Annotated in this window: 24 protein-coding genes and 2 pseudogenes; 16 read left to right on the forward strand and 10 right to left on the reverse strand. The window is 72.0% G+C overall.

Features of this window, described 5'->3' with window-relative positions; translation table 11 throughout:
* Positions 1–36: 36 nt before the first annotated feature.
* The 5 genes from ACQP2Y_RS36680 to ACQP2Y_RS36700 are packed head-to-tail and all read left to right on the forward strand — an operon-like array spanning position 37 to position 4081.
* The gene (locus tag ACQP2Y_RS36680) at positions 37–987 is read left to right on the forward strand and encodes a phosphotransferase family protein (RefSeq protein ID WP_433720750.1); all 951 of its coding nucleotides are present in this window, start codon (positions 37–39) and stop codon (positions 985–987) included.
* Between the two features lie 58 nt (positions 988–1045).
* Positions 1046–1444 carry a TOBE domain-containing protein gene (locus tag ACQP2Y_RS36685; RefSeq protein WP_433720751.1) on the forward strand — a complete coding sequence of 133 codons (399 nt, stop codon included), beginning with the start codon at positions 1046–1048 and terminating at the stop codon, positions 1442–1444.
* Positions 1441–2244 (forward strand): molybdate ABC transporter substrate-binding protein, encoded by an 804-nt coding sequence (gene modA / locus ACQP2Y_RS36690; RefSeq protein ID WP_433720752.1) that lies wholly within the window; start codon positions 1441–1443, stop codon positions 2242–2244. The genes ACQP2Y_RS36685 and modA overlap by 4 nt, the downstream gene beginning before the upstream one ends.
* The gene (locus tag ACQP2Y_RS36695) at positions 2241–3032 is read left to right on the forward strand and encodes an ABC transporter permease (RefSeq protein ID WP_433732197.1); all 792 of its coding nucleotides are present in this window, start codon (positions 2241–2243) and stop codon (positions 3030–3032) included. The genes modA and ACQP2Y_RS36695 overlap by 4 nt, the downstream gene beginning before the upstream one ends.
* Positions 3029–4081: an ABC transporter ATP-binding protein gene (locus ACQP2Y_RS36700; protein WP_433720753.1), complete on the forward strand. Its 1053-nt coding sequence runs from the start codon at positions 3029–3031 to the stop codon at positions 4079–4081. Before ACQP2Y_RS36695 ends, ACQP2Y_RS36700 begins: the two co-directional genes overlap by 4 nt.
* On the opposite strand, the gene ACQP2Y_RS36705 is transcribed toward ACQP2Y_RS36700, so the two are convergent.
* Positions 4069–7710: a family 78 glycoside hydrolase catalytic domain gene (locus tag ACQP2Y_RS36705; protein ID WP_433720754.1), complete on the reverse strand. Its 3642-nt coding sequence runs from the start codon at positions 7708–7710 to the stop codon at positions 4069–4071. The two genes, ACQP2Y_RS36700 and ACQP2Y_RS36705, sit on opposite strands and share 13 nt — an antisense overlap.
* A gap of 131 nt (positions 7711–7841) precedes the next feature.
* Between ACQP2Y_RS36705 and ACQP2Y_RS36710 the strand changes: the two genes are divergently transcribed.
* The 8 genes and pseudogenes from ACQP2Y_RS36710 to ACQP2Y_RS36745 all read left to right on the forward strand — a co-directional run bounded on the left by ACQP2Y_RS36710 (position 7842) and on the right by ACQP2Y_RS36745 (position 13318).
* Positions 7842–8420, forward strand: a complete 579-nt coding sequence (locus tag ACQP2Y_RS36710) for a DUF1684 domain-containing protein (RefSeq protein WP_433720755.1) — start codon at positions 7842–7844, stop codon at positions 8418–8420.
* A 55-nt stretch (positions 8421–8475) separates the two neighbouring features.
* Positions 8476–9342 (forward strand): hypothetical protein, encoded by an 867-nt coding sequence (locus tag ACQP2Y_RS36715; RefSeq protein WP_433720756.1) that lies wholly within the window; start codon positions 8476–8478, stop codon positions 9340–9342.
* Between the two features lie 4 nt (positions 9343–9346).
* On the forward strand, positions 9347–10378 hold the full coding sequence (locus ACQP2Y_RS36720) for a zinc-binding dehydrogenase (RefSeq protein WP_433720757.1): 1032 nt from the start codon (positions 9347–9349) through the stop codon (positions 10376–10378).
* Positions 10379–10417: 39 nt separating this feature from the next.
* A pseudogene (locus ACQP2Y_RS36725) lies at positions 10418–10708 on the forward strand (IS5/IS1182 family transposase); the annotation flags it as partial.
* Between the two features lie 240 nt (positions 10709–10948).
* Positions 10949–11230, forward strand: a complete 282-nt coding sequence (locus ACQP2Y_RS36730; protein ID WP_433720759.1) for a hypothetical protein — start codon at positions 10949–10951, stop codon at positions 11228–11230.
* Positions 11227–12375, forward strand: coding sequence for an amidohydrolase family protein (locus ACQP2Y_RS36735; protein WP_433720760.1), 1149 nt, complete (start codon positions 11227–11229; stop codon positions 12373–12375). The genes ACQP2Y_RS36730 and ACQP2Y_RS36735 overlap by 4 nt, the downstream gene beginning before the upstream one ends.
* 92 nt (positions 12376–12467) lie before the next feature.
* A pseudogene (locus tag ACQP2Y_RS36740) lies at positions 12468–12860 on the forward strand (IS1380 family transposase); the annotation flags it as partial.
* Positions 12861–12871: 11 nt separating this feature from the next.
* A complete protein-coding gene (locus ACQP2Y_RS36745) occupies positions 12872–13318 on the forward strand; it encodes a DUF2306 domain-containing protein (RefSeq protein WP_433720762.1) in 447 nt (148 codons plus the stop codon).
* Here ACQP2Y_RS36745 and ACQP2Y_RS36750 read toward each other — a convergent pair.
* Positions 13211–13987 (reverse strand): SDR family NAD(P)-dependent oxidoreductase, encoded by a 777-nt coding sequence (locus ACQP2Y_RS36750; RefSeq protein ID WP_433720763.1) that lies wholly within the window; start codon positions 13985–13987, stop codon positions 13211–13213. The two genes, ACQP2Y_RS36745 and ACQP2Y_RS36750, sit on opposite strands and share 108 nt — an antisense overlap.
* An 87-nt stretch (positions 13988–14074) precedes the next feature.
* Between ACQP2Y_RS36750 and ACQP2Y_RS36755 the strand changes: the two genes are divergently transcribed.
* A complete protein-coding gene (locus tag ACQP2Y_RS36755; protein WP_433720765.1) occupies positions 14075–14932 on the forward strand; it encodes a helix-turn-helix transcriptional regulator in 858 nt (285 codons plus the stop codon).
* On the opposite strand, the gene ACQP2Y_RS36760 is transcribed toward ACQP2Y_RS36755, so the two are convergent.
* Positions 14922–15605 (reverse strand): TetR/AcrR family transcriptional regulator, encoded by a 684-nt coding sequence (locus tag ACQP2Y_RS36760; protein WP_433720766.1) that lies wholly within the window; start codon positions 15603–15605, stop codon positions 14922–14924. The two genes, ACQP2Y_RS36755 and ACQP2Y_RS36760, sit on opposite strands and share 11 nt — an antisense overlap.
* A gap of 81 nt (positions 15606–15686) precedes the next feature.
* Here ACQP2Y_RS36760 and ACQP2Y_RS36765 point away from each other — a divergent pair, with 81 nt between their 5' ends.
* The gene (locus tag ACQP2Y_RS36765; RefSeq protein ID WP_433720768.1) at positions 15687–16556 is read left to right on the forward strand and encodes an NAD(P)H-binding protein; all 870 of its coding nucleotides are present in this window, start codon (positions 15687–15689) and stop codon (positions 16554–16556) included.
* Here the strand turns inward: ACQP2Y_RS36765 and ACQP2Y_RS36770 are convergent.
* Entirely contained in the window at positions 16525–17073 is a 549-nt protein-coding gene (locus tag ACQP2Y_RS36770) for a GNAT family N-acetyltransferase (protein ID WP_433720770.1), read from the reverse strand. The genes ACQP2Y_RS36765 and ACQP2Y_RS36770 overlap by 32 nt on opposite strands.
* 9 nt (positions 17074–17082) lie before the next feature.
* Positions 17083–17811, reverse strand: a complete 729-nt coding sequence (locus ACQP2Y_RS36775; RefSeq protein ID WP_433720771.1) for an MBL fold metallo-hydrolase — start codon at positions 17809–17811, stop codon at positions 17083–17085.
* A 77-nt stretch (positions 17812–17888) separates the two neighbouring features.
* Between ACQP2Y_RS36775 and ACQP2Y_RS36780 the strand changes: the two genes are divergently transcribed.
* Positions 17889–18167, forward strand: a complete 279-nt coding sequence (locus tag ACQP2Y_RS36780) for a YggT family protein (RefSeq protein WP_433720772.1) — start codon at positions 17889–17891, stop codon at positions 18165–18167.
* A gap of 64 nt (positions 18168–18231) precedes the next feature.
* Here ACQP2Y_RS36780 and ACQP2Y_RS36785 read toward each other — a convergent pair whose 3' ends face one another.
* The 5 genes from ACQP2Y_RS36785 to ACQP2Y_RS36805 form a co-directional block, all read right to left on the reverse strand.
* A complete protein-coding gene (locus tag ACQP2Y_RS36785) occupies positions 18232–18426 on the reverse strand; it encodes a hypothetical protein (protein WP_360552915.1) in 195 nt (64 codons plus the stop codon).
* 105 nt (positions 18427–18531) lie between these two features.
* Complete coding sequence (locus ACQP2Y_RS36790; protein WP_360833410.1) at positions 18532–19038, reverse strand: DinB family protein; 507 nt, start codon at positions 19036–19038, stop codon at positions 18532–18534.
* A gap of 7 nt (positions 19039–19045) precedes the next feature.
* A complete protein-coding gene (locus ACQP2Y_RS36795; RefSeq protein ID WP_433720774.1) occupies positions 19046–21265 on the reverse strand; it encodes an FtsX-like permease family protein in 2220 nt (739 codons plus the stop codon).
* A complete protein-coding gene (locus ACQP2Y_RS36800) occupies positions 21262–21942 on the reverse strand; it encodes an ABC transporter ATP-binding protein (RefSeq protein WP_433720776.1) in 681 nt (226 codons plus the stop codon). Before ACQP2Y_RS36800 ends, ACQP2Y_RS36795 begins: the two co-directional genes overlap by 4 nt.
* Positions 21939–22463: a PadR family transcriptional regulator gene (locus ACQP2Y_RS36805; protein ID WP_433720778.1), complete on the reverse strand. Its 525-nt coding sequence runs from the start codon at positions 22461–22463 to the stop codon at positions 21939–21941. The genes ACQP2Y_RS36800 and ACQP2Y_RS36805 overlap by 4 nt, the downstream gene beginning before the upstream one ends.
* Between the last annotated feature and the right edge of the window lie 28 nt (positions 22464–22491).

Raw genomic sequence — 22491 nt, forward strand, 5'->3', positions numbered from 1 at the left:
AAGGTTTTCCCAACCACGAGAGATGCACAATGCGGCATGCGCAGTCCGACCCAACGCAATCTCGACTTTTCCGCAATCGACGGCCTGCTCAGCGGCGTTTTCGGGGTGAATGTCAGCGAAGCCGGGGAATTGTCCGGGGGCGGCTTCGCGGCCGTGTGGCGCGCCCGCCTGGCCGACGGACGGGACGTGGTGGTCAAGGTCGGCCCCCCGCCCGGCGTCCGGCTGCTGCGGTACGAGCGTGACCTCATCCCCGCCGAGGCGGCGTACTTCCGGGCCGTCCGCGCCGGCGCGCCCGGGGTGCCCGTACCGGAGGTGCTGCATGTCGAGGACGACTGGATCGTCACGACCATGCTGCCCGGCAGCAGCCTGAGCGAGCCGGCAGACGCCGCCGGGACGGCCGCGGCGGCAGGGGTACGCGAGCAGCTCGGTACCGCGATCGCCGGCCTGCACCGGCTCACCGGCCCGCACTTCGGCTACACCGGCGACCGCCCGGCCGGCACCGACTGGCCGACTGCGTACGCCGCGATCATCGCCGCCCTGCTGGCCGACGCCGCCGACTGGGAGGTGCCGCTGCCACCGGGGATCGACGCCCTCGCCGCCCGGCACCACTCGAACCTGGCCCAGGTCACCCGGCCCGCGTTGCTGCACTTCGATCTCTGGGACGGCAACGTGCTGGCCGCGGGCGGCCGGCTGACCGGGCTCGTCGACGGCGAACGCTTCCTCTGGGGCGACCCGTTGCTGGACCTGGTGTCGCCGGCCCTGTTCCACCGCATCGAGGAGGAGCCGGAGCATCCGTTCCTGCGCGGGTACGCCGCCGCGAGCGGCCTGGTGCTCGACGACCCCGCCCGGACCCGGCTCGGGCTCTACCGCGTCCACCTCTACACGCTGATGCTGGCCGAGGGCCCGAGCCGCGGCATTCCGGTCGGCAGCGAACGGCACGACTATCTGACCGTGCTGCTCGAAGGAGAGCTACGCGACCTCAAGTGACGCAGATGCGAGTGTGAACGGCTCGACGGCCTGGCATCTGCGGCCTAGGCTGACGGTCGTGACGACGTACCGGATCGGTGAGGCGGCCGACCTGCTCGGGGTCAGCGTCGACACCGTGCGCCGCTGGATCGACGTCGGCCGGCTGGCGGCCGAGCGGGACGGCCACGGGCACCGCACGGTCGCCGGCGCCGATCTGGCGGCGTTCGCGCGTTCGCTGGCCGACGAGCCCGACACCGGTTTCCGGCGCTCCTCGGCCCGCAACCGGCTGCGCGGCATCGTCACGGCGATCACCCGGGACGCGGTGATGGCCCAGGTCGACATCCAGGCCGGGCCGTTCCGGCTGGTGTCGCTGATGAGCCGGGAGGCCGTCGACGACCTGGGCCTGGAGGTCGGCTCCCCGGCGACCGCGGTGATCAAGTCCACGACCGTGGTCGTGGAAAGAGGGGACGACGCATGAGGGCACGACGGCTGGCCGCGGTCGCGGTGGCCGCACTCCTGGCGCTCTCCGGGTGCAGTTCCCCGGTCTCGGACGAGCCGGTCGGCGGTGGCTCGCCCGGTCCGGCCGGCCCCGGCAGCGACGCCGCCGGACCGGTGACGGTGCTGGCGGCGGCCTCGCTGACCGAGTCGTTCACCGCCATCGGTACGAAGTTCGAGCAGCTCAACCCGTCGGCCGAGGTGAGCTTCTCGTTCGGTGGCAGCGCCGGACTGGCGCAGCAGATCACCGCGGGCGCCCCGGCCGACGTGTTCGCCGCGGCCAGTGCCGCCACCATGAAGACGGTCACGGACGCGGGCGCGGCCACCGGCACCCCGGTCACCTTCGCGCGCAACCAGCTCGTCATCGCGGTGCCGAAGGGCAATCCGAAAGGGCTGACCACGCCGGCCGCCCTGGCCGGCTCCGGCGTCAAGGTGGCCCTCTGCGCCGAGCAGGTGCCGTGCGGCGCGGCCGCCGGGAAGGCGTTGTCCGCAGCCGGCGTACGGCTGATGCCGGTGACCCTGGAGCAGGACGTCAAAGCCGCGCTGGCCAAGGTGAAGCTCGGCGAGGTGGACGCCGCGCTGGTCTACCGCACCGACGCGAAGGCCGCGGCGGCCGACGTCGACAGCGTCGAGTTCCCCGAGTCCGCCGGGGCGGTCAACGACTACCCGGTCGTCGCGCTCAAGGACGCGCCGAATCCGGCCGGCGCGACTGCCTTCCTGGCCTTCCTCCGGACCCCTGAGGCTCAGCGGATCCTCACCGACGCAGGGTTCCAGCAGCCCTGAGCCGGTCACCGTCCCGAGCGCCGCTGGCCCTGGCGATCCCCGCGATCGCCGGGCTGGCGTTCCTTGTGCTGCCGCTGGCCGGGCTGCTGATCCGGGCGCCCTGGACGACCCTGCCGCAGCGGCTCACCGAGCCCGGCGTGCTGGCGGCCCTGCGGCTGTCCCTGCTGACCGCGACCCTGGCGACCGTGGTGTGCCTGCTGCTCGGCGTACCGCTGGCCTGGCTCCTGGCCCGGGCCCGGTTTCCCGGCCGGCGGCTGGTCCGGGCGCTGGTGACCGTGCCGCTGGTGCTGCCTCCGGTGGTCGGCGGGGTCGCGCTGCTGCTGGTCTTCGGCCGGCGCGGCCTGGTCGGCGGGTGGCTGGACGCCACGTTCGGTTTCAGCCTGCCCTTCACCACCGCCGGGGTGGTGGTGGCCGAGGCGTTCGTGGCGATGCCGTTCCTGGTGATCAGCGTCGAGGGGGCGCTGCGCGGGGCGGACTCGCGCTTCGAGGAGGCCGCGGCGACGCTAGGGGCGAGCCGGTGGACGGCGTTCCGGCGGGTCACGCTGCCGCTGATCGGGCCGGGGGTGGCGGCCGGGGCGGTGCTGTGCTGGGCCCGGGCGCTGGGTGAGTTCGGCGCGACGATCACCTTCGCCGGCAACTTCCCGGGGCGCACCCAGACCATGCCGCTGGCCGTGTATCTGGCCCTGGAACAGGACCTGGACGCGGCCATCGTGCTGAGCCTGGTGCTCCTGGTGGTCAGCGTGGTCATCCTGGCCGGGCTGCGCGACCGCTGGCTGGGTGCGCCGTGAGCCTGGACGCGCGCCTGGTCGTCCGGCGGGACGGCTTCACGCTGGACGCCGTGCTGCGCGCCGAGGCCGGTGAGGTGGTGGCGCTGCTGGGCCCGAACGGCGCCGGCAAGACCACCGCTCTGCGGGCGCTGGCCGGGCTGGTCGCCCTGGACGACGGCTACCTCGAGCTGGACGGCGAACGCCTGGACGACCCGGCGGCCAAGCTGTTCACCGCGCCCGAGCACCGGCACATCGGCGTGGTCTTCCAGGACTACCTGCTGTTCCCGCATCTGTCCGCAGTGGAGAACGTGGCCTTCGGGCCGCGCTGCCGGGGCGTGCCACGAGCGCGGGCCCGGGCCGAAGCGGCCGAGCTGCTGGGCCGGGTCGGGCTCGCCGAGCACACCGGCAAGAAGCCGCGGCAGCTCTCCGGCGGTCAGGCCCAGCGGGTGGCCCTGGCCCGGGCGCTCGCCACCGGGCCGCGCCTGCTGCTGCTCGACGAGCCGCTCGCCGCGCTGGACGCCCGGACCCGGCTCGACACCCGGGCCCACCTGCGCGGCCACCTCGCGGCCCACACCGGGCCGACGGTGCTGGTCACCCACGACCCGCTGGACGCGATGATGCTCGCCGACCGGCTCGTCATCCTGGAGCACGGCCGGGTGGTGCAGACCGGCGACGCGGCCGCGATCACGTCGCGGCCGCGCACCGACTACGTGGCCCGACTGGTGGGACTGAACCTCTACCGCGGCCGGGCGGACGGCGAGCTGGTCCGCATCACCGACGACTTCGCCCTCACCACGGCGACGCCGCTGCACGGCGACGTGTTCGTGGCCTTCCCGCCCGCCGCCGTGGCCCTCTACGCGGCGCGCCCCGACGGGAGCCCCCGCAACACCTGGCGGGCGACCGTGGCGGCCGTCTCCCGGCACGGGGACGCGCTGCGCATCGAGCTGACCGGCGGGATCACGGTGGCCGCCGACGTGACGCCGGCGGCCGCCGTGCAATTGGGACTCGAGCCCGGTCGTGAGGTCTGGGCCAGCCTCAAAGCGACCGAGGCGACGACCTACCCCGCCTGAGCGGTAAAGGTGTAGCTACCGGACGCCAGGCTGTAGGCCGCCGCGCCACCGCTGTACCCCTGCGGCACAGCTTCCGCCGGGGCGGTGACAGCAGCCGCGGACGGTGCCGGGACCTGGACCGTGGCCGTCGCGTTCGGCGGGACCACCACCTTCAGCGTCAGCGTGGAGCCGGTACGGGTCCACTCCGAGCGCGTCTGGCCGTACCGGGTCTGCAGCGACGCGGTCGCGGAGGTGACCGTACCGCCGGGTTTCGGGGCGATCAGCACCTGCCGGTAGCCCGGTGCGGCCGGGGCCACCCCGCCCACCGTGCGGTAGAGCCAGTCCCCCACCGATCCCAGGCCGTAGTGGTTGAACGAGTTCATCCCCACGTCCTGCAGCGAGCCGTCGGGACGGATCCCGTCCCAGCGCTCCCAGACCGTGGTCGCGCCGCGGGAGTTCATGTAACCCCAGCCGGGATAGTCCGGCTGCTGCAGGATCCGGTACGCCGTGTCGGCGTGCCCGTGCTCGGCCAGCACCGGCAACAGATTCTCCACGCCCATGAAACCCACCGACAGGTGCCCGTTGCGGCTGGCCACCTTGGCCGCAAGCTTGTCCGCCACCGCCTGGGCGCGGCCGGCGGGCACCAGGCCGAAGGCGAGCGCGAGCACGTACCCGGTCTGGCTGTTGCTGCCCACGGTCCCATCGGCGGCGACGAACCGGTTGGTGAACGCCACCGCGATCTGATCGGCCAATGTGCCGTACCGGGTCGCCTCGGCCGTGCGCCCGGTGGCCGCGGCCATCCGCGAGAGCAGGCGGGCCGACCAGCCGAAGAACGCCGTGCTGGAGACGTCGTTCGGGGTGTTGTCGTCGACGTTGAGCCAGTCACCGAAGGTCTCGTGGTCGCGGATCAGGTCCGCACCCGCGGTCGACCTGAGGTAGTCGACGTAACGGGCCATGGCCGCGAAGTGCTTGTCCACGACGGACAGATCGCCGTAACGCTGCCACACCGTGTACGGCACGATCACCCCCGCATCGGCCCAGCCGGCCTTGCCCGCGCCGTCGATCACGGCCGGGGCCACGTCGGTGAACGCCCCGTCAGCCCGCTGGGCGTCGACCAGGTCGTCGGCGAACTTGGTGAGCAGCCCGTAAGTGTCGAAGTTGAATGTCGAGGTGGCCCCGAACGCCGCGATGTCGCCGGTCCAGCCGAGCCGCTCGTCGCGCTGCGGGCAGTCGGTCGGGATGGACAGCATGTTGGAGCGGGCACCCCAGAGGATGTTGTGCTGCAACTGGTTGACCAGCGGATCGTTGGTGCTGAAGGTGCCGGTCTCGGCGCCGTCGGTCCAGGCGGCGAGCCCGGTGAGGCTGTCCGCGGTGGGCGTGCCCGGGAAGCCGGTCAGCTCGACGTACCGGTAGCCGTGCACGGTGAAGTGCGGCTCGAAGACCTCCGGCGCGCCGGTCCCGGCGAGCGTGAAGGTGTCCGTGGCCTGGGCGGCGCGCAGGTTCGCGGTGTAGAGGGTGCCGTCCCCGTTCAGGATTTCGCCGTGCCGCAGGGTCACCCGGGTGCCGGCCGGGCCGGTCACGGTGAGCCGGTTCCAGCCGGCGAAGTTCTGCCCGAGGTCGGCGATGAAGACGCCGGGCTTGGGCTGGGTGATGCTCTTCGGCCGCAGCTGCTGCTGCACGGTGACGCCGGGGTCGACCTGGGCGACCAGGTTCGGCTTCGCGGCGGTGCGGACGGTGACGGCGGTGCCGGCCCCGGGCCGGATGCGGGCATCCTGATCCTCGCCGTGGTACAGGTCGTCGGCGACGATCACGCCGGCGGTCGCCGACCAGGAGCCATCGGTACGCACGTCAGCCCGCGTCCCGTCGGTGTACTCGATGGACAGCTGCGCCGAGTACCACGGCGAGGTGCCGTAGCGCTGGCTACCGGCGAAGCCGATGTTGCCCGAGTACCACCCGTTGCCGACGAGTGCCCCGAGGGTGTTGCTGCCCTGCTTCAGGCTGCTCGTGACGTCGTAGGCGCGGTACTGGAGGCGGTCGTTGTAGTCGGTCCAGCCGGGCGCGAGCCGCTCGGCGCCGACCTTGGTGCCGTTGAGATAGGTGTCGTGCAGGCCCAGCGCGGTGGCGAAGAGCCGGGCGCGGGCGACCGGCTTGCCGACGCTGAAACCCTTGCTCAGGTACGGCGTCGGGTTCGGCACCGTGACCTGCGCGCCCCACGGGCCGGCCCCGTAGGCAGCCGTCACCTTGGCCGCGGCCCAGCCGGAGTCGTTGAAGCCCGGCTGCTCCCAGCCCGCCGGACCGGACTGCGCGGCCTTCCACGTGCTGCCGGTCGCCACGGTCGTCGAGCCGCTGGTCAGCTTGGCGATGACACTGGCCGGTCCGGCCACGTTGTTCGCCGCGGCGATCGCGATGGTGTTCGCCCCGGCGCGCAGCTGCGCGGTGACGTCCACTGTGGTCGCCCGTTTCCACGAGTCGGTGACGCGGCGCGAGGTGCTGACCCGGGAACCGTTGACCCACACGTCGGCGGTGTCGTCACCGGTCACCACGAGGACGGATTTGGCCACTGCGGCCAGGTCGAAGGTGCGCCGGAAGAACCGCTGCTCGGCCGGGGCGGTGGTCGCCGGGTCACCCTCGGGATACCAGATCCACTCGGCGCCGGTGAGGTTGGCCGTGGCCGGGCCGCCGATGAAGTCCGCCTGCCACTCGGCCGCCGGGTTGAACAGACCGGTGTCGAAGCGGGCGGCGGCACTCCACGGGCTGGGCCGGCCCTGGGCGTCCCAGACCCGTACCCGCCAGTGGTAAGTGCGGTTGCTGGCCAGTGCCGGTCCGCCGTACGGGATGTCCACGCTCTGCCCGGAAGTGACCTGGCCGCTGTCCCAGAGGTCCGCGGCTCCCGGGGTCGTGCCGACGGTGAGCTGGTAGCGACCCTGCAGCTGGCCGGTGGCGGCCGAGACGAGCCGCCAGCCGAAGCGCGGCTTCGCCGTGTCGAGCCCGACCGGGTCGGTCCGGCGCTCGGTGGTCAGGCCGGCCAGTGTGACCGGCGAGCCGGCGCCGGGGTCGGGACCGGCGACGTCGCTGCGCCACGGCCCGGTGCCGTACGCGCCGAGGTCCTTGGCGGCGGTCCAGGTCTGCGGCACCGAGTCGGCCGCCTGCCAGCTGCCGTCGGTGACCAGGTCGACAGTGCTCTGCGCGGTGGCGACCCGGATCCGGCCGAGGACACCGGCCGGACCCGCGCTGGTGTTGCGCGCGGCGATCGTCAGGGTGTTGCTGCCGGGCTTGAGGGCGGCGGCCAGGTCGACGTAGCGGGCGGTCTTCCAGGAGTCGGCGGCCCGGGTGGAGCCGGCGAGGTAGGTATCGTTGAGCCAGACGTCGACCGTGTCGTCGCCGGTCACGACCAGCTGGGCGTCGGTGTAGGGGCCGGCCGGGGCGGTGAAGGTGCGGCGCAGGTAGCGGGTGGCGGCGGGGGCGCTCTGCGCGGGCTCCCCCTCGGCGAACCAGATCCAGTGCGCGCCGGCGAGGCCGACCGGCGCGGTAATCAGGGCGGCGGGACGGGAGACTGGAGGGGCTGCGGCGGCCGGGGAGCCGGGCAGCAGCAGGAGGGCCGCGGCGAGCAGCAGCGGTTTGCGGGCATGGAGGGATAGGGACTTGGCCATGCGATTCTCCTCGGTGGGGGGAGGTGCGCGGGGCAGCGGATCAACGCATTTAAACGTTTCAATGCGCTGACCTTTCGAGCGTAGGACGAACTACAAGATCCACTCAAGGGGTGCGGGATACGGTGGTCCCCGTGCAGGCACTCGAACTCGCCGACTACCGCGCGGCGGTGGCCCGGATCTACCTGACCGCGACCGACCTCTCCGACTTCCGCGCCCGGCGTGACGAGCTGTTCGCGTACCACCCCCAGTCACCGATCCCGAGCACCGGCGACTTCGAGGGTCTGTCCTACTTCCCGCCGACCGAGGAGTTCCGCGCCGAGGTGGAGCTGCGCCCGGCGCCCGGCGAGATCGACATCGACACGGGCGGCCCGGACGGCGTGTGCCACTACGACCGGGTGGGCATCCTGGACACCCCGTGGGGCGAGCTGTCGCTGTGGTGGCTGGCCGCGTACGGGGGTGGCCTGTTCCTGCCGGTCCGCGACGCGACCTGCGGCCCCCAGTCGTACGGCGGCGGCCGATACCTGACGGACACGGTGAAGGGCACCCACGGCCGCGGGCTGGAGATGGTGTCCCGCACCCGCGTCCTGCTGGACCTCAACTACCTCTACAACCCGAGCTGCGCGTACGACGACCAGTGGCTCTGCCCCCTGGCGCCCCCGGAGAACAGGCTGACCACCGCGATCACCGCCGGCGAGCTCAAGTACCACTGACCACGCGTCCGATTCCTTCAAGACGGTGCCGCCGCCGGGCTCCTACGCTTCGGCCATGGATGATGTCTTCGCCGCCGCCGAGCGGTTCGTCCGGGCCGAGGCCCGGCTGCTGGAGCAACGCCTGTTCGACACGCTCTTCCACGGGGCACCGGCCGGCGGGGTCGTCGACGCCCTGCGCGGTTACCAGAACGAGGACGGTGGTTTCGGCCACGGGCTCGAGCCGGACAAGCGCTGCCCGGCCAGCCTGCCCCTGGACGTCGAGATCGCCTTGCAGACCCTCGTGGCCGCCCGGACCACCGATCCGGAGATGCTACGACGGGCGGCCGGCTTCCTCGACAGCGTCGCGGTCGACGGCGCGGTCTCCCTGGCCGCGCCGGTGATCGAGGCCTACCCGCGCGCCGAGCACATGACGGACTGGACCTACGTGCCGGGGCTCAACCCGACCGCCGGTCTCGCCGCCCTGCTGTACCAGCTCGACGTCGACCACCCGTGGCGCGACGCGGCCACCCGCTACTGCTGGCGGGCGCTGGAGGAGAACCCGCCGCCCGACGACGCGCACGCCCTGCTGGAGGTGTTCGCCTTCCTGGCCCACGTCCCCGACCGGGCGCGCGCGGACAAACTGGTCGCCACCGTGACCGAGCGCCTGCTGACCACCTCGATGTTCCACCTCGACCCCGAGACCGAGGGGTACGGCCTGACCCCGCTGCACTTCGCCCCGACCGCGGACTCGCACTGGCGGTCCCTGTTCACCGACGCCCAGCTCGACGGGCACCTCGACCACCTGCTGCGGGCCCAGCAGCCGGACGGTGGCTGGGCGCTCACCTGGGAGCCGCCGGGCACCGCGTCCCGGCTGGCGTGGCGCGGCCGGGTCACCGTGGAGGCGCTCCGCACGCTGGAGTCGTACGGCCGGCTGCGACGATGAGGCCATGCGTGCGGTGATCTACGACCGGTTCGGTGAGCTGCCCGAGCTTCGCGACGTCCGCGACCCGGAGCCGCCCGACGGCGGGGTCGTCGTGGCCGTCCGCGCGACCGGGCTGTGCCGCAGCGACTGGCACGGCTGGCGCGGCCACGACACCGACATCCGGCTGCCGCACGTCCCGGGTCACGAGTTCGCCGGCGAGATCGCCGCGGTCGGCACGGGCGTCCGGGGCTGGCAGGCCGGCGACCGCGTCACCGCGCCCTTCGTCTGCGCGTGCGGCACCTGCCCGGCCTGCCTGGCCGGCGACCAGCAGGTCTGCCACCGGCAGGAACAGCCCGGCTTCACCTACTGGGGCTCGTTCGCCGACCTCGTCGTGGTGCCGCACGCCGAGACCAACCTGGTACGCCTGGACGACCGGATCAGCTTCGCCGCGGCCGCCACCCTGGGCTGCCGGTTCGCGACGGCGTTCCGCGCGGTGGTGACCCAGGGCCGGGTCCGTCCCGGCGAGTGGGTCGTGGTGCACGGGTGCGGCGGTGTCGGGCTGTCCGCGGTGATGATCGCGGTGGCGGCAGGTGCCCGGGTGGTCGCCGTCGACGTGTCGGCCGAGGCGCTGGCCCTGGCCCGGCGCTTCGGCGCGACCGCCACGGTCGATGCGACGACACCGGCGGTCGAGGCGATCCGGGAGCTCACCGGCGGCGGCGCGCACGTCTCCCTCGACGCGCTGGGCAGCCAGGTCACCCTCACGGCTTCGATCGAGGGGCTGCGCCGGCGGGGGCGGCACGTGCAGGTGGGACTGCTGCCGGCGGTGACCGGGCGTCCGACGGTGCCGATGGAGCTGGTCGTCGCCCACGAGCTGGAGATCCTGGGCAGCCACGGGATGCCGGCGCACGCGTACCCGGAGATGTTGTCGCTGGTGGAGACGGGCGCGCTGCGCCCCGGCGAGCTGATCACCGGTGAGCTCGCGCTCCCGGACGCCCCGGCGGCCCTGGCCGCCATGGACGGCGCCGCCCCGGCCGGCGTCCAGGTCATCGTGCCCTGAGCTGCTGTCACCACGATGCCGCTGAGGTGGCCACGAGGTCACCTGCAAGTCGCCATTGACGCCAACACCCGTCTGGTCATCGCCCTGGGCGACCCGCAACTGGGCAACGGCAACGACACGATCGTCTACCGCACCAGCGGCATCGACCGGAAGCCGGCCGGCGCGACGTAATGGCCGCTGGCGGCTACCGCGGCAATCTTGAGGTGATCACCCCTTACCGCCCGCGTGGAACACGCCCTGGCGGGTCTGAAGACCTACAAGATCCCGCGGGACTACCGCCGCGCCGGGCGCACACTCGCGGTCCCCGCGCCAGGCATCGCCCATCTGCACAACATCGCTCCGGCCGATCGACGCCGCCCACCCGTTTGCCCGGCAACGCCCGTACCGAGTTACGAGACATCACCTAGGAGACCGTGTCAGGAGCTTTTCTAACGGTCGTCTCAGATTCGCTCGGTACGAAGTCGGCATCAGATGAGCGAGCCGATTCGCGTGCCGGAGGTTCTGATGGTCGTCAATGTAACGCGGTCAGGGAAAGCGCCGCCCGGACGGTTGAGATTCGGGGTGGGCGCCATGGCTCTGGTGACGGCGTTCCCTGTCGCCGCCCGCGGGTCGCACGCCGAGAACAGCGCGGGGCCCGGCGCGGCTGACCCGCACAGCGCGCACGCGGGCGGGTCGTCAGCTCCACCACAGTCGCCGCGCGCCGGCGAGCAGTTCCTCGCGGTGCCGCCGGTCGGCGCTGCCGCGGTGCGCAAGAAGGACGCGAAGACCCCCGGTCTCGAACTGAAGCATCTCGCAGACGGATGCCGTACGGAAACCACGCCACATAAAAACCTGAAAGAGAGACTGGCATGAAGTCCATGGGACGCCGCGGCTTTCTGGCCGCTGCCACGGCGCTTGGCGCTGGTGCCGGCTTGTCCGCGTATGCCGCCGTTTCGGCAGCGGACGAGGACGAGACCCCGGCCAAAACTCCGGCCAAGACTTCGGACATTGCATTGCGGGATCGGGACCTGCCCTTCATCGGCGCGGAGGAGACATTTTCGACTCCCGAGTTGTTGAAGTTGAACTCCATCAATGAGGATCACATAGCGTACCTTGAGGAAATTGGTCTTTCGGATCTGGGCCAACGCCGCATCGGCGATATGGACAAGGGGGGACTCAACGTTCAGATCCTCTCTGCTCATACACCGTCCGTACAAAATGTCCCCGGGAAAAAGGGCATCGACCTCGCCCATCGTCTTAACCGGCAACTTGTAGAAGGGCCGATTGCCAAATATCCGGGCCGCTTCAAGGCTTTCGCCACCTTGCCCTTGCAGAGCCCGGAGGCGGCGGCGGACGAACTGGAACGCTCGGTCAAGGAAGATGGCTTCCTGGGCGCACTGACCAACGGACACATCACGAAGAAGTATCTCGATCATCCCGATTTCGACCCTGTGCTGGCGCGTGCCCAAGCTCTCGATGTGCCGATCTACCTGCATCCCGGTTATCCAGCTGACGAGATCTTCAAGATCTACTACAGCACCACGCGGTCCAAATACGCGGAAGAGCTCCAACCCTACATTTTCAGTGGGTCTGGATATGGCTGGCACCAGGAGGTGCTGACCCAGTGTATTCGGATGATCACGTACGGGGTGTTCGACAGATTCCCCAGACTGAAAATCATCATCGGCCACATGGGCGAAGGTCTTCCCTTCTACTACAAGCGGATCCTCGAAGACATGGGCGAGTCGACCGAAAATTCGCTCGAGAAGCCCTTCGCGCAATACTTCAAGGACAACTTCTGGGTCACCACCAGCGCATTCCCCCAGACCGAACTGCTCGATCTCCTGCTGAAGTTCATAAGCGTGGATCGAGTGATGTTCGCAACCGACTACCCGTTCGCGGACATCAAGGTCCAGACCGACTGGTTCCGCGGAGTCGATCTCCCACGCGAACACAAGGAAAAGATTGCGTTCCGAAATGCAGAGAAACTGTTCAGAATGAAAGTGCCCGTGAAGTGATACGCCGGCGTCGGCCGGAGTGAAAGAATGTGGCGAGGCCGGCCGCGTCCGGGGCTGATCGACGGCCCGGCATCGCCGGGCTCGATGCCAAGTTGAAAAGGTTCAGTACATGTCTGAAGGTTGTCGTGGCGGGTGGGCGCTCGCGGAGTGGTCGGTCACGCCGGCGCCCGCCTGCTCACCGATCTGGCCGACAAGACCGGATTGACCAGCGGCTTCGTCCAAGCATTGGGCCTGAACCGGCAGCGCCGGCCAACGCACGAACCAGGCCGCGTCGCGGTCGACCTGGCGGTGCTCGTGGCTGACAGCGGCGAAGCCAATCGCCGATCTGGCGGTGTTGCGGCAGCAGGGCGGCCCGTTCGGTCCGGTGGCCTCTGATCCGACCGCGTGGCGGGTCCTGGGATGCGATCGACACACCGCGGCCTTGGCCCGGCGGCGGGCGGCGCGCGCCCGTCGCCCGAGACCTGGCCTGGGTGCAGGTCCTCGAGACCCGGCGCTCGTGACGGCGCCCAGGTCGTCGAGCTCACCGCCCATCTCGACCCCGGCGTGCTGGCCGCGTTCCCGGCCGGTGCAGCACCGCTGCCACGCCCGCGCGGTGGCGATCGTGCTCGGCTTCCTGACGATCCGGCGGCGCGACATCGTCCGGCACCGCGCGTGGATGATCCGGGCGTACGCCATCGGCCAGGGCGCGGGCACGCAGGCGCTGACCCACGCGCCGTGGGTGCTGACGGCCGGCCAGCCCGGCGCCGGCACCCGGGCGGTGCTGATGATCGCCGCCTGGACGATCAACCTGGTGGTGGCGGAATGGATTATCCGGCGCCGTCCCCGCCCGATACGGTCAAGCCCGGGCGCCGCCGTCGACCGGGAGCACAGCGCCGGTCACGAAGGAGGCCCGGTCGCTCAGCAGCCACGCCGCGGCCTCGGCGATCTCGGCCGGATCGGCTGAACGGCGCAGCGGCGTCGCGGCGATGAGGCGGTCCGTCAGGCCGGGCGAGTCCGCCTCCCAGGTACGGATCATCTCGGTGCTCGTGTTGCCGGGCGCGATCGCGTTGACCCGGATGCCCTGCGGGCCGTACGTGACGGCGGCCGACTCCGTGAGGCTGTTGACCGCGCGTTTCATCGCCCCGTACGCGGGCAGCGCCGGATTGCCCCGCAGACTGCCCACGCTGGAGTTGTTGACGATGGCCCCGGCACCGGCCGTCTCCCGGATGGCACCGATCTCGGCGACCATGGCCAGCCACACGCCCCGCAGGTTCACGGCGTACAGCTCGTCGAAGTGCTCCTCCCGTACCTGGTCGAACGGCACCGGCGGGGTGATGGTGGCGCCGTTGTTGAAGGCGACGTCGAGCCGCCCGAAGACCTCGACGGTCCGCGCGACGGCGGCCCGCACACTGTCGGCGTCGGCCAGATCGCAGACCACGTGGTCCGCGCTGCCGCCGTCCCGCCGGATCTCCTCAGTCACGGCCTTCAACTGTTCCTCGGTACGCGCGGCCAGCAGCACCCGGGCGCCCTCGCGAGCGAACAGGCGGGCCGCGGCGGCGCCGATGCCCCGCCCGGCGCCGGAGACGAAGGCGACCTTGCCGGCCAGCAGGCCCTCAGTGGAGTCGTTGTTCATGCCTCGACCCTGCGCCCGCCGCCGAGGCCCTATCCAGGCATCGCCGGTACCTGGATAGTCACCGCCTTCGGCGACGACACTAGGTGGGTGGACAAGCGACAGCTCGCGGATTTCCTCCGTTCCCGGCGGGAGCGGATCACGCCCGCCGACGTGGGTCTCCCGGCCGGCCCGCGCCGCCGCACCCCCGGGCTGCGCCGGGAAGAGGTGGCGCAGCTGGCGTACATCTCGACCGAGTACTACACCCGGCTGGAGCAGACCCGCGGCCCACACCCGTCCCGCGAGGTGCTCGCCGGCCTGGCCCGGGCCCTGCGCCTGTCCGACGCCGAACGCGACCATCTGCACCACCTGGCCGGGCAGCCACCGGGCCCGCCGCCCGGCCCGTCCCGCGAGGTCCGGCAGAGCATCCTGGACCTGCTGCGACGCCTGCCGCTCACGGCCGCGATCGTCACCTCCGCGACGTACGAGGTGATCGCCTGGAACGACCTGGCCGCCGCGCTGATGGAGGACTTCTCCGCGCGCTCCCGCCGCGACCGCAACCTGGTGCGCCGCGTCTTCCTCGGCCCGCACCTCGACGGCCGCCGCCTGTACGGCGTTTCCGACGCGGACGCCTTCGCCCGTATGTCCGCGCTGCACCTGCGGGCCACCGCCGCCCGCTATCCCGGCGATCCGGAGGTGAGCGAACTGATCCACGACCTGCTGACGGGCAGCGAGGACTTCGCCCGCCTGTGGGGCTCGAACGACATCCGCACGGTGCCCGCCCTCATCAAGACGTTTCAACACCCGCAGGTCGGCCCGGTCACCGTCAACTGCGACGTGCTGGACATCACGGACCGGGACCAGCGGGTGGTCATCTACACCGCGGCTCCGGGCTCGCCGTCCGAGGCGGCCCTGCACCTGCTCTCGGTCATCGGCACCCAGCGCATGACCACCGCGGTCAGGCCGTGATGCGGTCCAGCCATTCACCCAGCAGCACCTTTTCGCCGGTCGAGAGGCTGGTGATCTCGGGCAGGGCGGCGTGCAGAGCCACTGCGGCGGTCACCGGCCCGGGCTCCCGGCCGACGGGCCGGTCGGTGCTGATCGCCGCGATGACCGCCTCCCGGGCGGTGACCGACAGGGCCGGCTCGCGCTGATCCGCCGGAGTGGCGATCAGCGCGAGGGTGACGCCGGAACCGGCCGCGTGCACGAGCGAGGCCGCCAGCGCCTCGGAGACCCGCAGCCGACCGGCCTCGGCGATCCGCCTGATGTGCCCGGCCAGCACGTCGGCCGCCGCGCGGGTGGCAGCCGAGGCGGCGTGGCCGGTGCGAGGTCGCCCGTACATCAGTTTGTAGAGCGCGGGGTTGGCCAGGCCCAGCTCCACGTGCAGGTCCCAGCCGCGGCGCAGGTCCGCCACCGGATCGTCGGACAGCGGAGCTGTGGACTTGGTGGCCAGATACTGCTGGAGCCCATGGGTCGCGATGACGTCGAGCAGGCCCTGCTTGTCGCCGAAGAACCGGTAGATGGTCGGCGGCTGCACCCCGGCGGCCGCGCTGACGGCCCGCGTGGAGACGGCGTCCTCGCCGCCCATGGTCAGCAGCTCCAGAGCCGCGTCGACGATGCGGTCGCGCGTGTTGTCACTCACAGAACCAATGATATCCCAATCTTGATTCCACTGGTATTTCCAGTGGTACGGTCTTTCCGTTATCACTGGAAAGGACATCACATGATCATCGTCACCGGGGCAAGCGGACAGCTGGGCCGCGCTGTTCTCGACAACCTGCTGGAGCACGTGCCGGCCGAGCAGCTCGGGGCCAGCGCCCGCGATCCACAGCAGCTCACCGCCCTGCAAGAGCGCGGCGTCCGGGTCCGGCCAGGCGACTTCGACAACCCCGCCGGCCTGGGCGACGCCTTCGAGGGGGCGTCCACCGTGCTCATCGTCTCGGTGAACAGCACCGGGGAGGAGTCCGTGCGCCGGCACCGTAGCGCCGTCGACGCCGCCGTCGCGGCGGGCGCGAAGCGGATCGTCTACACCAGCCACATGGGTGCCGACCCGGCTTCGCCGTTCCCGCCGATGCCCGACCACGCCGCGACCGAGGACGCCCTGCGGCAGTCCGGCGTCGCGTTCACCTCACTGCGCAACGGCTTCTACGCCAGCACCGTCCCGATGCTGCTCGGGCACGCGCTGCAGACGGGCGAGCTGCGGGTGCCCGAGGACGGCCCGGTCGCCTGGACCACCCACGCCGACCTGGCCGCGGCGGCCGCGCGGATCCTGATCGACGGCGGCTTCGACGGTTTCACCCCGCCGCTGACCGGCCCGGCGGCGGTCGACATGACCCGGGTGGCCGAGATCGCCGCGCAGCGCACCGGCCGGCCCATCCGCCGGGTGATCGTCGCGGACGAGGAATACCGGCAGGGACTGCTCGCCGCGGGTCTGCCCGAATCCGCCGCCGACATGCTGGTGGGCCTGTTCGCCGCGAGCCGGCACGGCGACTTCGGGCCCGCCGACCCGACGCTGGCCGCCCTGCTGGGCCGCCCCGCCATCAGCATCGAGGACTACCTGGTCAGCTCGCTGCCTGCCGGTCCGGGGCGATAAGCGACCACACCTCGGTGTCGTGGCGGACACCTTTGTAGAGGAATTCCCCGCGCAGCACGCCGTCGAGGCGCATGCCGAGGCGGCGGGCGACGTTCGAGCTCGCGGCGTTGTCCGTGCGGCAGTGCCACTCGACGCGGAAGATGCCCCGCACCTCGATCGCCCAGTCGATGATGAGCCGGGCGGCCCGGGTGATCAGGCCGCGGCCCTGGGCGGCCGGCTCCAGCCAGCAGCCGACCTCACAGGTGCCCGCGGCCACGTCGAAGTGGACGAACATGACGCCGCCGACGAGCGTGCCGTCGAGCCAGATGCCGTGCAGCCGGCCGCTGTCGTTGGCCGCCTTGTCCGCGTAGCGCTGCAGGGTCGCCGTCGCGGACTCCAGGTCGGTGCTGATGCCCGCCCACGGGATCCACGGGTCCACGGTGGCGCGGGCCCGGTCCATGTGGGCGAGGAATTCGGGTGCCTGCCACGGGTCCAGCGGCCGCAGCTGTGCTCCCCCGCCAAGATCGATCGCGTACATCCCGGCAGCCTACCCAGGGGTGACGACAAGCCCGGGCACCGCGACACCGATCCGGCCCGGGTATTCGGCCGCCGCCTCGGCAACGGCGGCACGGTGATCGGTGCCGGGCCACAGGTGGGCGAGCAGCAGGTGCCGCACCCCCGCTTCCCGGGCCTGCCGGCCCGCATCCCGCGGACCACTGAGCAGACCCAGATCATCCAGCGGTACGCCGCCCAGATGCGTTGCGTCGGCAATGAGCAGATCCGCGTCCCGGGCCAGCGCCACCACCTCGGGATTCGGCCCACAGTCCCCCGTGTACGCCAGCACCCGCCCACCCGCGGCCAGCCTGATCCCCGCATTGGGCACAAAATGCGGCAGCAGCCGGGTCGACGCAGAGAACGGGCCCACCCGGAAGGGCTCCCCCGCCGTGAGCTCATGCAGCACGTAGGCGTCGTCGAGCATCCCCGGCCGGTCCAGCGCCAGGACCGCGTCGAGCGCGCCCGGCAGGGCGTAGACCGGCAGCGGCAACGGCGGATCCGCACTCAGCGCCCGGGCGCGCAACAGCGGGTTGAGGTCCGCGCAGTGGTCGGGATGGCCGTGGCTGACAAAGACCGCGTCGACCGGCCCGGGCAGCCGCGGCATGGTGGCGTAACCCAGATCGAGCACCAGCCGGAACCCGTCGTACTCGACGAGGTAGCCGCTGGAGGCCGAGCCCGGCTCCGGCCACGCGCCGCAGGCCCCCAGCACGGTCAGCCGCATCCGCAACCGCCACTCAGCGAATTCACAACAAAAAGCCGCATAGTGGAGAGCGCCCCCGTCCGGCCTTGGAGGTCTTCATGGGTCTCGTGCTCGCCCTCGTGAGCTTGGTGTTGCTGCTGCTGCAGGTGTTGCTGATCGCCCGGGCGGTGCTCGACTGGACCGTGGCGCTGGCCGGGCCGTCCGCGTACGGGTCCGTGCGTTCCCGGCTCTCCGCCGGGGTGCACGCGGTGACCGAGCCGATCCTGGCCCCGGTCCGCCGGGTCGTGCCGCCGCTGCGTCTCGGCGGGATGTCCATCGACCTGGCCTTCATCGTGGTCTTCCTGGCCATCGTGATCATCCGCTCGCTGATCGGCTGACCCCCTCCCGACCTCCGCTGACCGACGACGGCCCGGCTGATCACTCAGCCGGGCCGTCGCTCGCTCAGGCGGGTTCGGGCACGTTGCCGGGGTCGCCCTCGGGCACGTTGCCCGGGTCGTCGGGGCCGGGCATCGGCTCGACCGGGGGCGGGGGCAGCGTCTCCGGGGTGTCCGGGGACAGCTCGCCCGGATCGTCGGGGACGGGCTCGCTCGGGTCGATCGGCGGGTAGTTGTCCGGGTCAGGACCTGGCTGCACCATGGCCATCAGTCTGCCCCACCGGCCGGCCAGCTGGAAAACTCCCCGATCCCCGGCGCGCCGGGACGCCGAAGCGCCGGGGCGCCGCGTGGCGTCCCGGCGCGTGGGTCAGGCGCCGACCTCGCCGTCGATGCCCTCGCGCAGGAAGTCCGCGTGGCCGTTGTGCCGGGCGTACTCGTGGATCATGTGCAGCATCACCAGGCGCAGGGAGACCTTCTCGCCCCACCGCGCCTGGTAGCCCGTCACGTCCAGCGACTCGGCCGCCCGCTCGATGCGGCGGGCGTGCTCGACCTCCTCCTGCCATGCGCCGAACGCCTCGGCCCGGGTGGACGCCGACGCGTCGTACGCCGCCTGGAAGTCGCCCTCGGCCGACCAGCGCAGCGGGATGTCCTCGGCGTTGATGACCCGGCGGAACCAGGTGCGCTCGACCTCGGCCATGTGCCGCACCAGGCCCAGCAGGGTCAGCGTGGACGGCGGCATCGAGCGTTGCCGAAGCTCCTCGTCCGACAGGCCCTGGCATTTCATCGCCAGCGTCGCCCGGTGGTAGTCCAGGTAGGCGCGCAGTGTCTCGCGTTCCCCGCCGAGCAGGGGTGGGTCGATCCGGTCGTCCTGCACAGGTCCCTCATTCGTTGCGGGCCGCCTCCGGGCCGGTGATCCGGCGCAGCAGCGGCATCGTGGACGCGATCACGGCGAGCGACGCCGCGAGCCCGGCGACCACGATGACATAGAACGAGATCCCGGGTGGGCTCAGCGACAACCTCATCTGCGCGGTCAGGAACAGATGCGCCGCCAGCAGTCCGGAGCCCAGCGCCACCATCGCGGCGATCACCAGCGGGGTGACGCTCTCCAGCGCGACCACCCGGCGCAGTGTGCCGAGCGGGACGCCGGTGAGCCGCAGCATGCTGAACGGGCGCTTGCGCTCGCTCAGGCCGCCCGCCACGCTCACCGCCAGGCTGCACCCGGCGATGGCCAGGCTGGCCAGGATCACCACGTTGGCCAGCCGCTTCCAGCCCTCGAAAACCTTGGCGGTCTCGGCGTTGAACTCCACGCTGGAGTACGGCGAGTAGAGCATGGGGTGGGCCAGCTGCAGGATCGTCCGCGCCCGTTCCAGCGCGGGCGTCGAGCCGTCCGTGACCGTCACGATCGACTGCGCCGGCAGGGTGTTCAGCCCGGCCGGGTCGACGTCCGCGGCGGGCCACGGTCCGGTCCACTCGTCCGGGCCGATCAGGTCGGGCCACACCCAGGCGGTACGGACCCCGGCGACGCACCCGGTCACGCCGGGTAGCCGGGCGATGTCGTCGCACGACGCCAGCACGTACGGCAGGAAGCTGGTGGAACCGGGCGGCGCCTCGGGCAGCGGCATGTCCGCGGGCGGGATCCGGGTCACGGCGACACCCCGGACACCCGGTTGCGCCGCCAGCCCGGCCGGAACCGGATCACCGACCGGCGCCACGTCCCGGTCCCGGAACAGGGTGATCAAATTGGCGGCGTCCGGCACCCGGCTCGGGGTGCCCCGGTCGGCGGCGATCGAACCCATCACGCCGACGGCCACGCTCGTGACGAACAGCGCCAGCACCAGGCCGCTGACCGAGCGGAAGCCGGCCCGCGGGTTGTCGGCGAGCCGCCGGGCCGCGATCAACGCGGCCGGCCGCCCGGCCCGGCGCGCGACCAGGCGGGAGCCGGCCATGGTCAGCCACGGGCCGGCCACGAGCAGGCCGATCATGACGACGAAGATGCCCGGTAGGAACGCCATGATCTGCCCGTTGGTGGTGTCGGGCCGGCGGCCCACGAAGTACGCCAGTTCGCCCAGGCCGGCCGCGAGCGGGATCAGCCGCCAGGCCCGGGGCGGCCGGGGCGTGACCCGCCGGGTGACACCCAGCGGGGAGATCTGCACCCGGCGCAGGGCCAGCCGGGCCGCGAGCGCGGCGACCACGGGCACCCCGAGCGCCACGCCGAGGAAGGTCACCGGGTCCAGTGCCAGGTCCTCGGGGAACATCGGTGCGCCGGTGAACGGGACCGCCGCCACCGTGTCCCGGACGAGGAAGAACAGGACGAAGCCCAGGACCGTACCGGCGAGTGCGGAGACCATGGACTCCACCGCGGACACGGTGGAAACCTGCGCCGGGGTCGCGCCGACCAGTCGCATCGCCGCGAACCGTTGCTCGCGGCGGGTGGCGGCGAGGCGGGTGGCCGTACCGATCAGGATGAACAGCGGGAAGATCAGGGCGGCCGCCACCACCGCCAGGATGAGCTGCAGCCCGGCGGTCGGGATGCCTCTCCAGCAGCCGTTCGGGCACTGCTCCGGCGGGGTCGCCGCGATCGTGCCGACCCGGGAGACACCGGCGCGCTGGGCCAGCTCCGCGGGGGTGTAGCCGACGACGGCGACCAGCGAGTCCGGGGCGGGCAACGCGTCGCGGCCGATCGTGCCGGCCAGGCGGCGGCCCGGGAAGCGGTCGGCCAGCTGGGCCGCCGGGGTGTCCGCGATCAGCTTCGCCAGCTCCGGCGACGCGAAATACTCCCCCGGGCCGGGCAGCCGGGGCAGGCCCGGCGGCACCGGCGAGCGCGGACCGGTCGCGGCCAGATCAACCCGGCCGACGGTACGGCTGTCGAAGCCGTCCACCCGCAGCTGCCACCACAGTGGATCGACGCCCTGCTCGGCCCCGGGCGCGTCCGCCGAGTTGGCCCAGCCGTACCGGTCGTTCTGACTGGTCACGCCGTTCAGGCCGGTGAGCGCCAGCAGCAGCATGCCCACCCCGAGGGCCACGGCCAGGGCGATGACGATCAGGCGTACCGCTGCCTCCCGGCCACCGGCGAGCGTGAGCCGCAGCCCGAAGCGGATCATGCGATCGCCTCGGCGGTCAGCGAATGCACCCGGCCGTCGCGGACGACGACCTCCCGGTCGGCGTACGCGGCGACCCGCGGCTCGTGGGTGACCAGCACGACCGTGGTGCCCTCGTCCCGGGCGGCGCTGACCAGCAGGTCCATGACGTGCTCGCCGGTGAGCGAGTCGAGCGCGCCGGTCGGCTCGTCGGCGAACAGCACCCGCGGCCGGGCCACCAGCCCCCGGGCCAGGGCGACCCGCTGGGCCTGACCGCCGGAGAGCTCGCCGGAGCGGCGCTCCTCGAGGCCGTCGAGCCCGAGCCGGCCGAACCAGGCCCGGGCCTCGGCCACCGCCGCCGCCCGCCGCATCCCGTTGAGCAGCAGCGGCAGGGCGACGTTCTCCTGCGCGCTGAGCTCGGGCACGAGCTGGCCGAACTGGAAGACGAAGCCGAACTTGTCCCGTCGCAGGCGGCTGCGCTCGGTCTCGCCGAGCCGGTCCACCCGCCGGCCCGCGAAGAGGATCTCGCCGGACTCCGGCACCAGGATGCCGGCCAGGCAGTGCAGCAGCGTGGACTTGCCGGAGCCGCTCGGACCCATGATGGCCAGCAGCTCGCCCTCGGTGACGGCGAGGTCGGCGCCGCGCAGCGCGGGCGTCTCGCCGAACGACAGGACGACGTCGCGCGCCTCGATGACGGTCATGACCGGACCTCCTTGGCCAGGGCGTCGAGCCGGGCGGAGGTCAGGTCGATCCAGCGCAGATCGGCCTCCAGGTGGAACAGGCCGTGGTCGGCGAGCAGGGCGTCGACCAGGCCGCCGGTGCGCTTGATCTCGGTGAGCTCGCGCATCCGTTGCAGGTGGGCGGCGCGCTGGGTGTCGAGATAGCCCTCGGCGTTGCGCCCGAGCATGAGCGCGAGGGTGACCTTGGCGAAGAGCACGGTCTGCAGGTGCGGCTCGGGGGCGACGGGCTCGGTCAGCCAGCTGTCCACCTCGGTCGCACCGAGATCGGTGATGATGTAGCGCTTGCGGTCGGGACCCTCGCCGGGCTCCAGGTCGCTGATGACGACCTTGCCGTCGCGGGCCAGGCGGGACAGCGTGGAATAGACCTGGCCGAACGAGAGCGGCTTGCCGCGCCCGAAGTAGGCGTCGTAGTCACGTTTGAGGTCATAGCCGTGGCTGGGTTCACGTTCGAGAAGCCCCAGAAGGGTCAGCGGCACCGTCATGCCGAGGACTATACGCTGAGAGTATACG

The sequence above is a fragment of the Actinoplanes sp. CA-051413 genome, assembly GCF_050955795.1.
Taxonomy (GTDB): domain Bacteria; phylum Actinomycetota; class Actinomycetes; order Mycobacteriales; family Micromonosporaceae; genus Actinoplanes.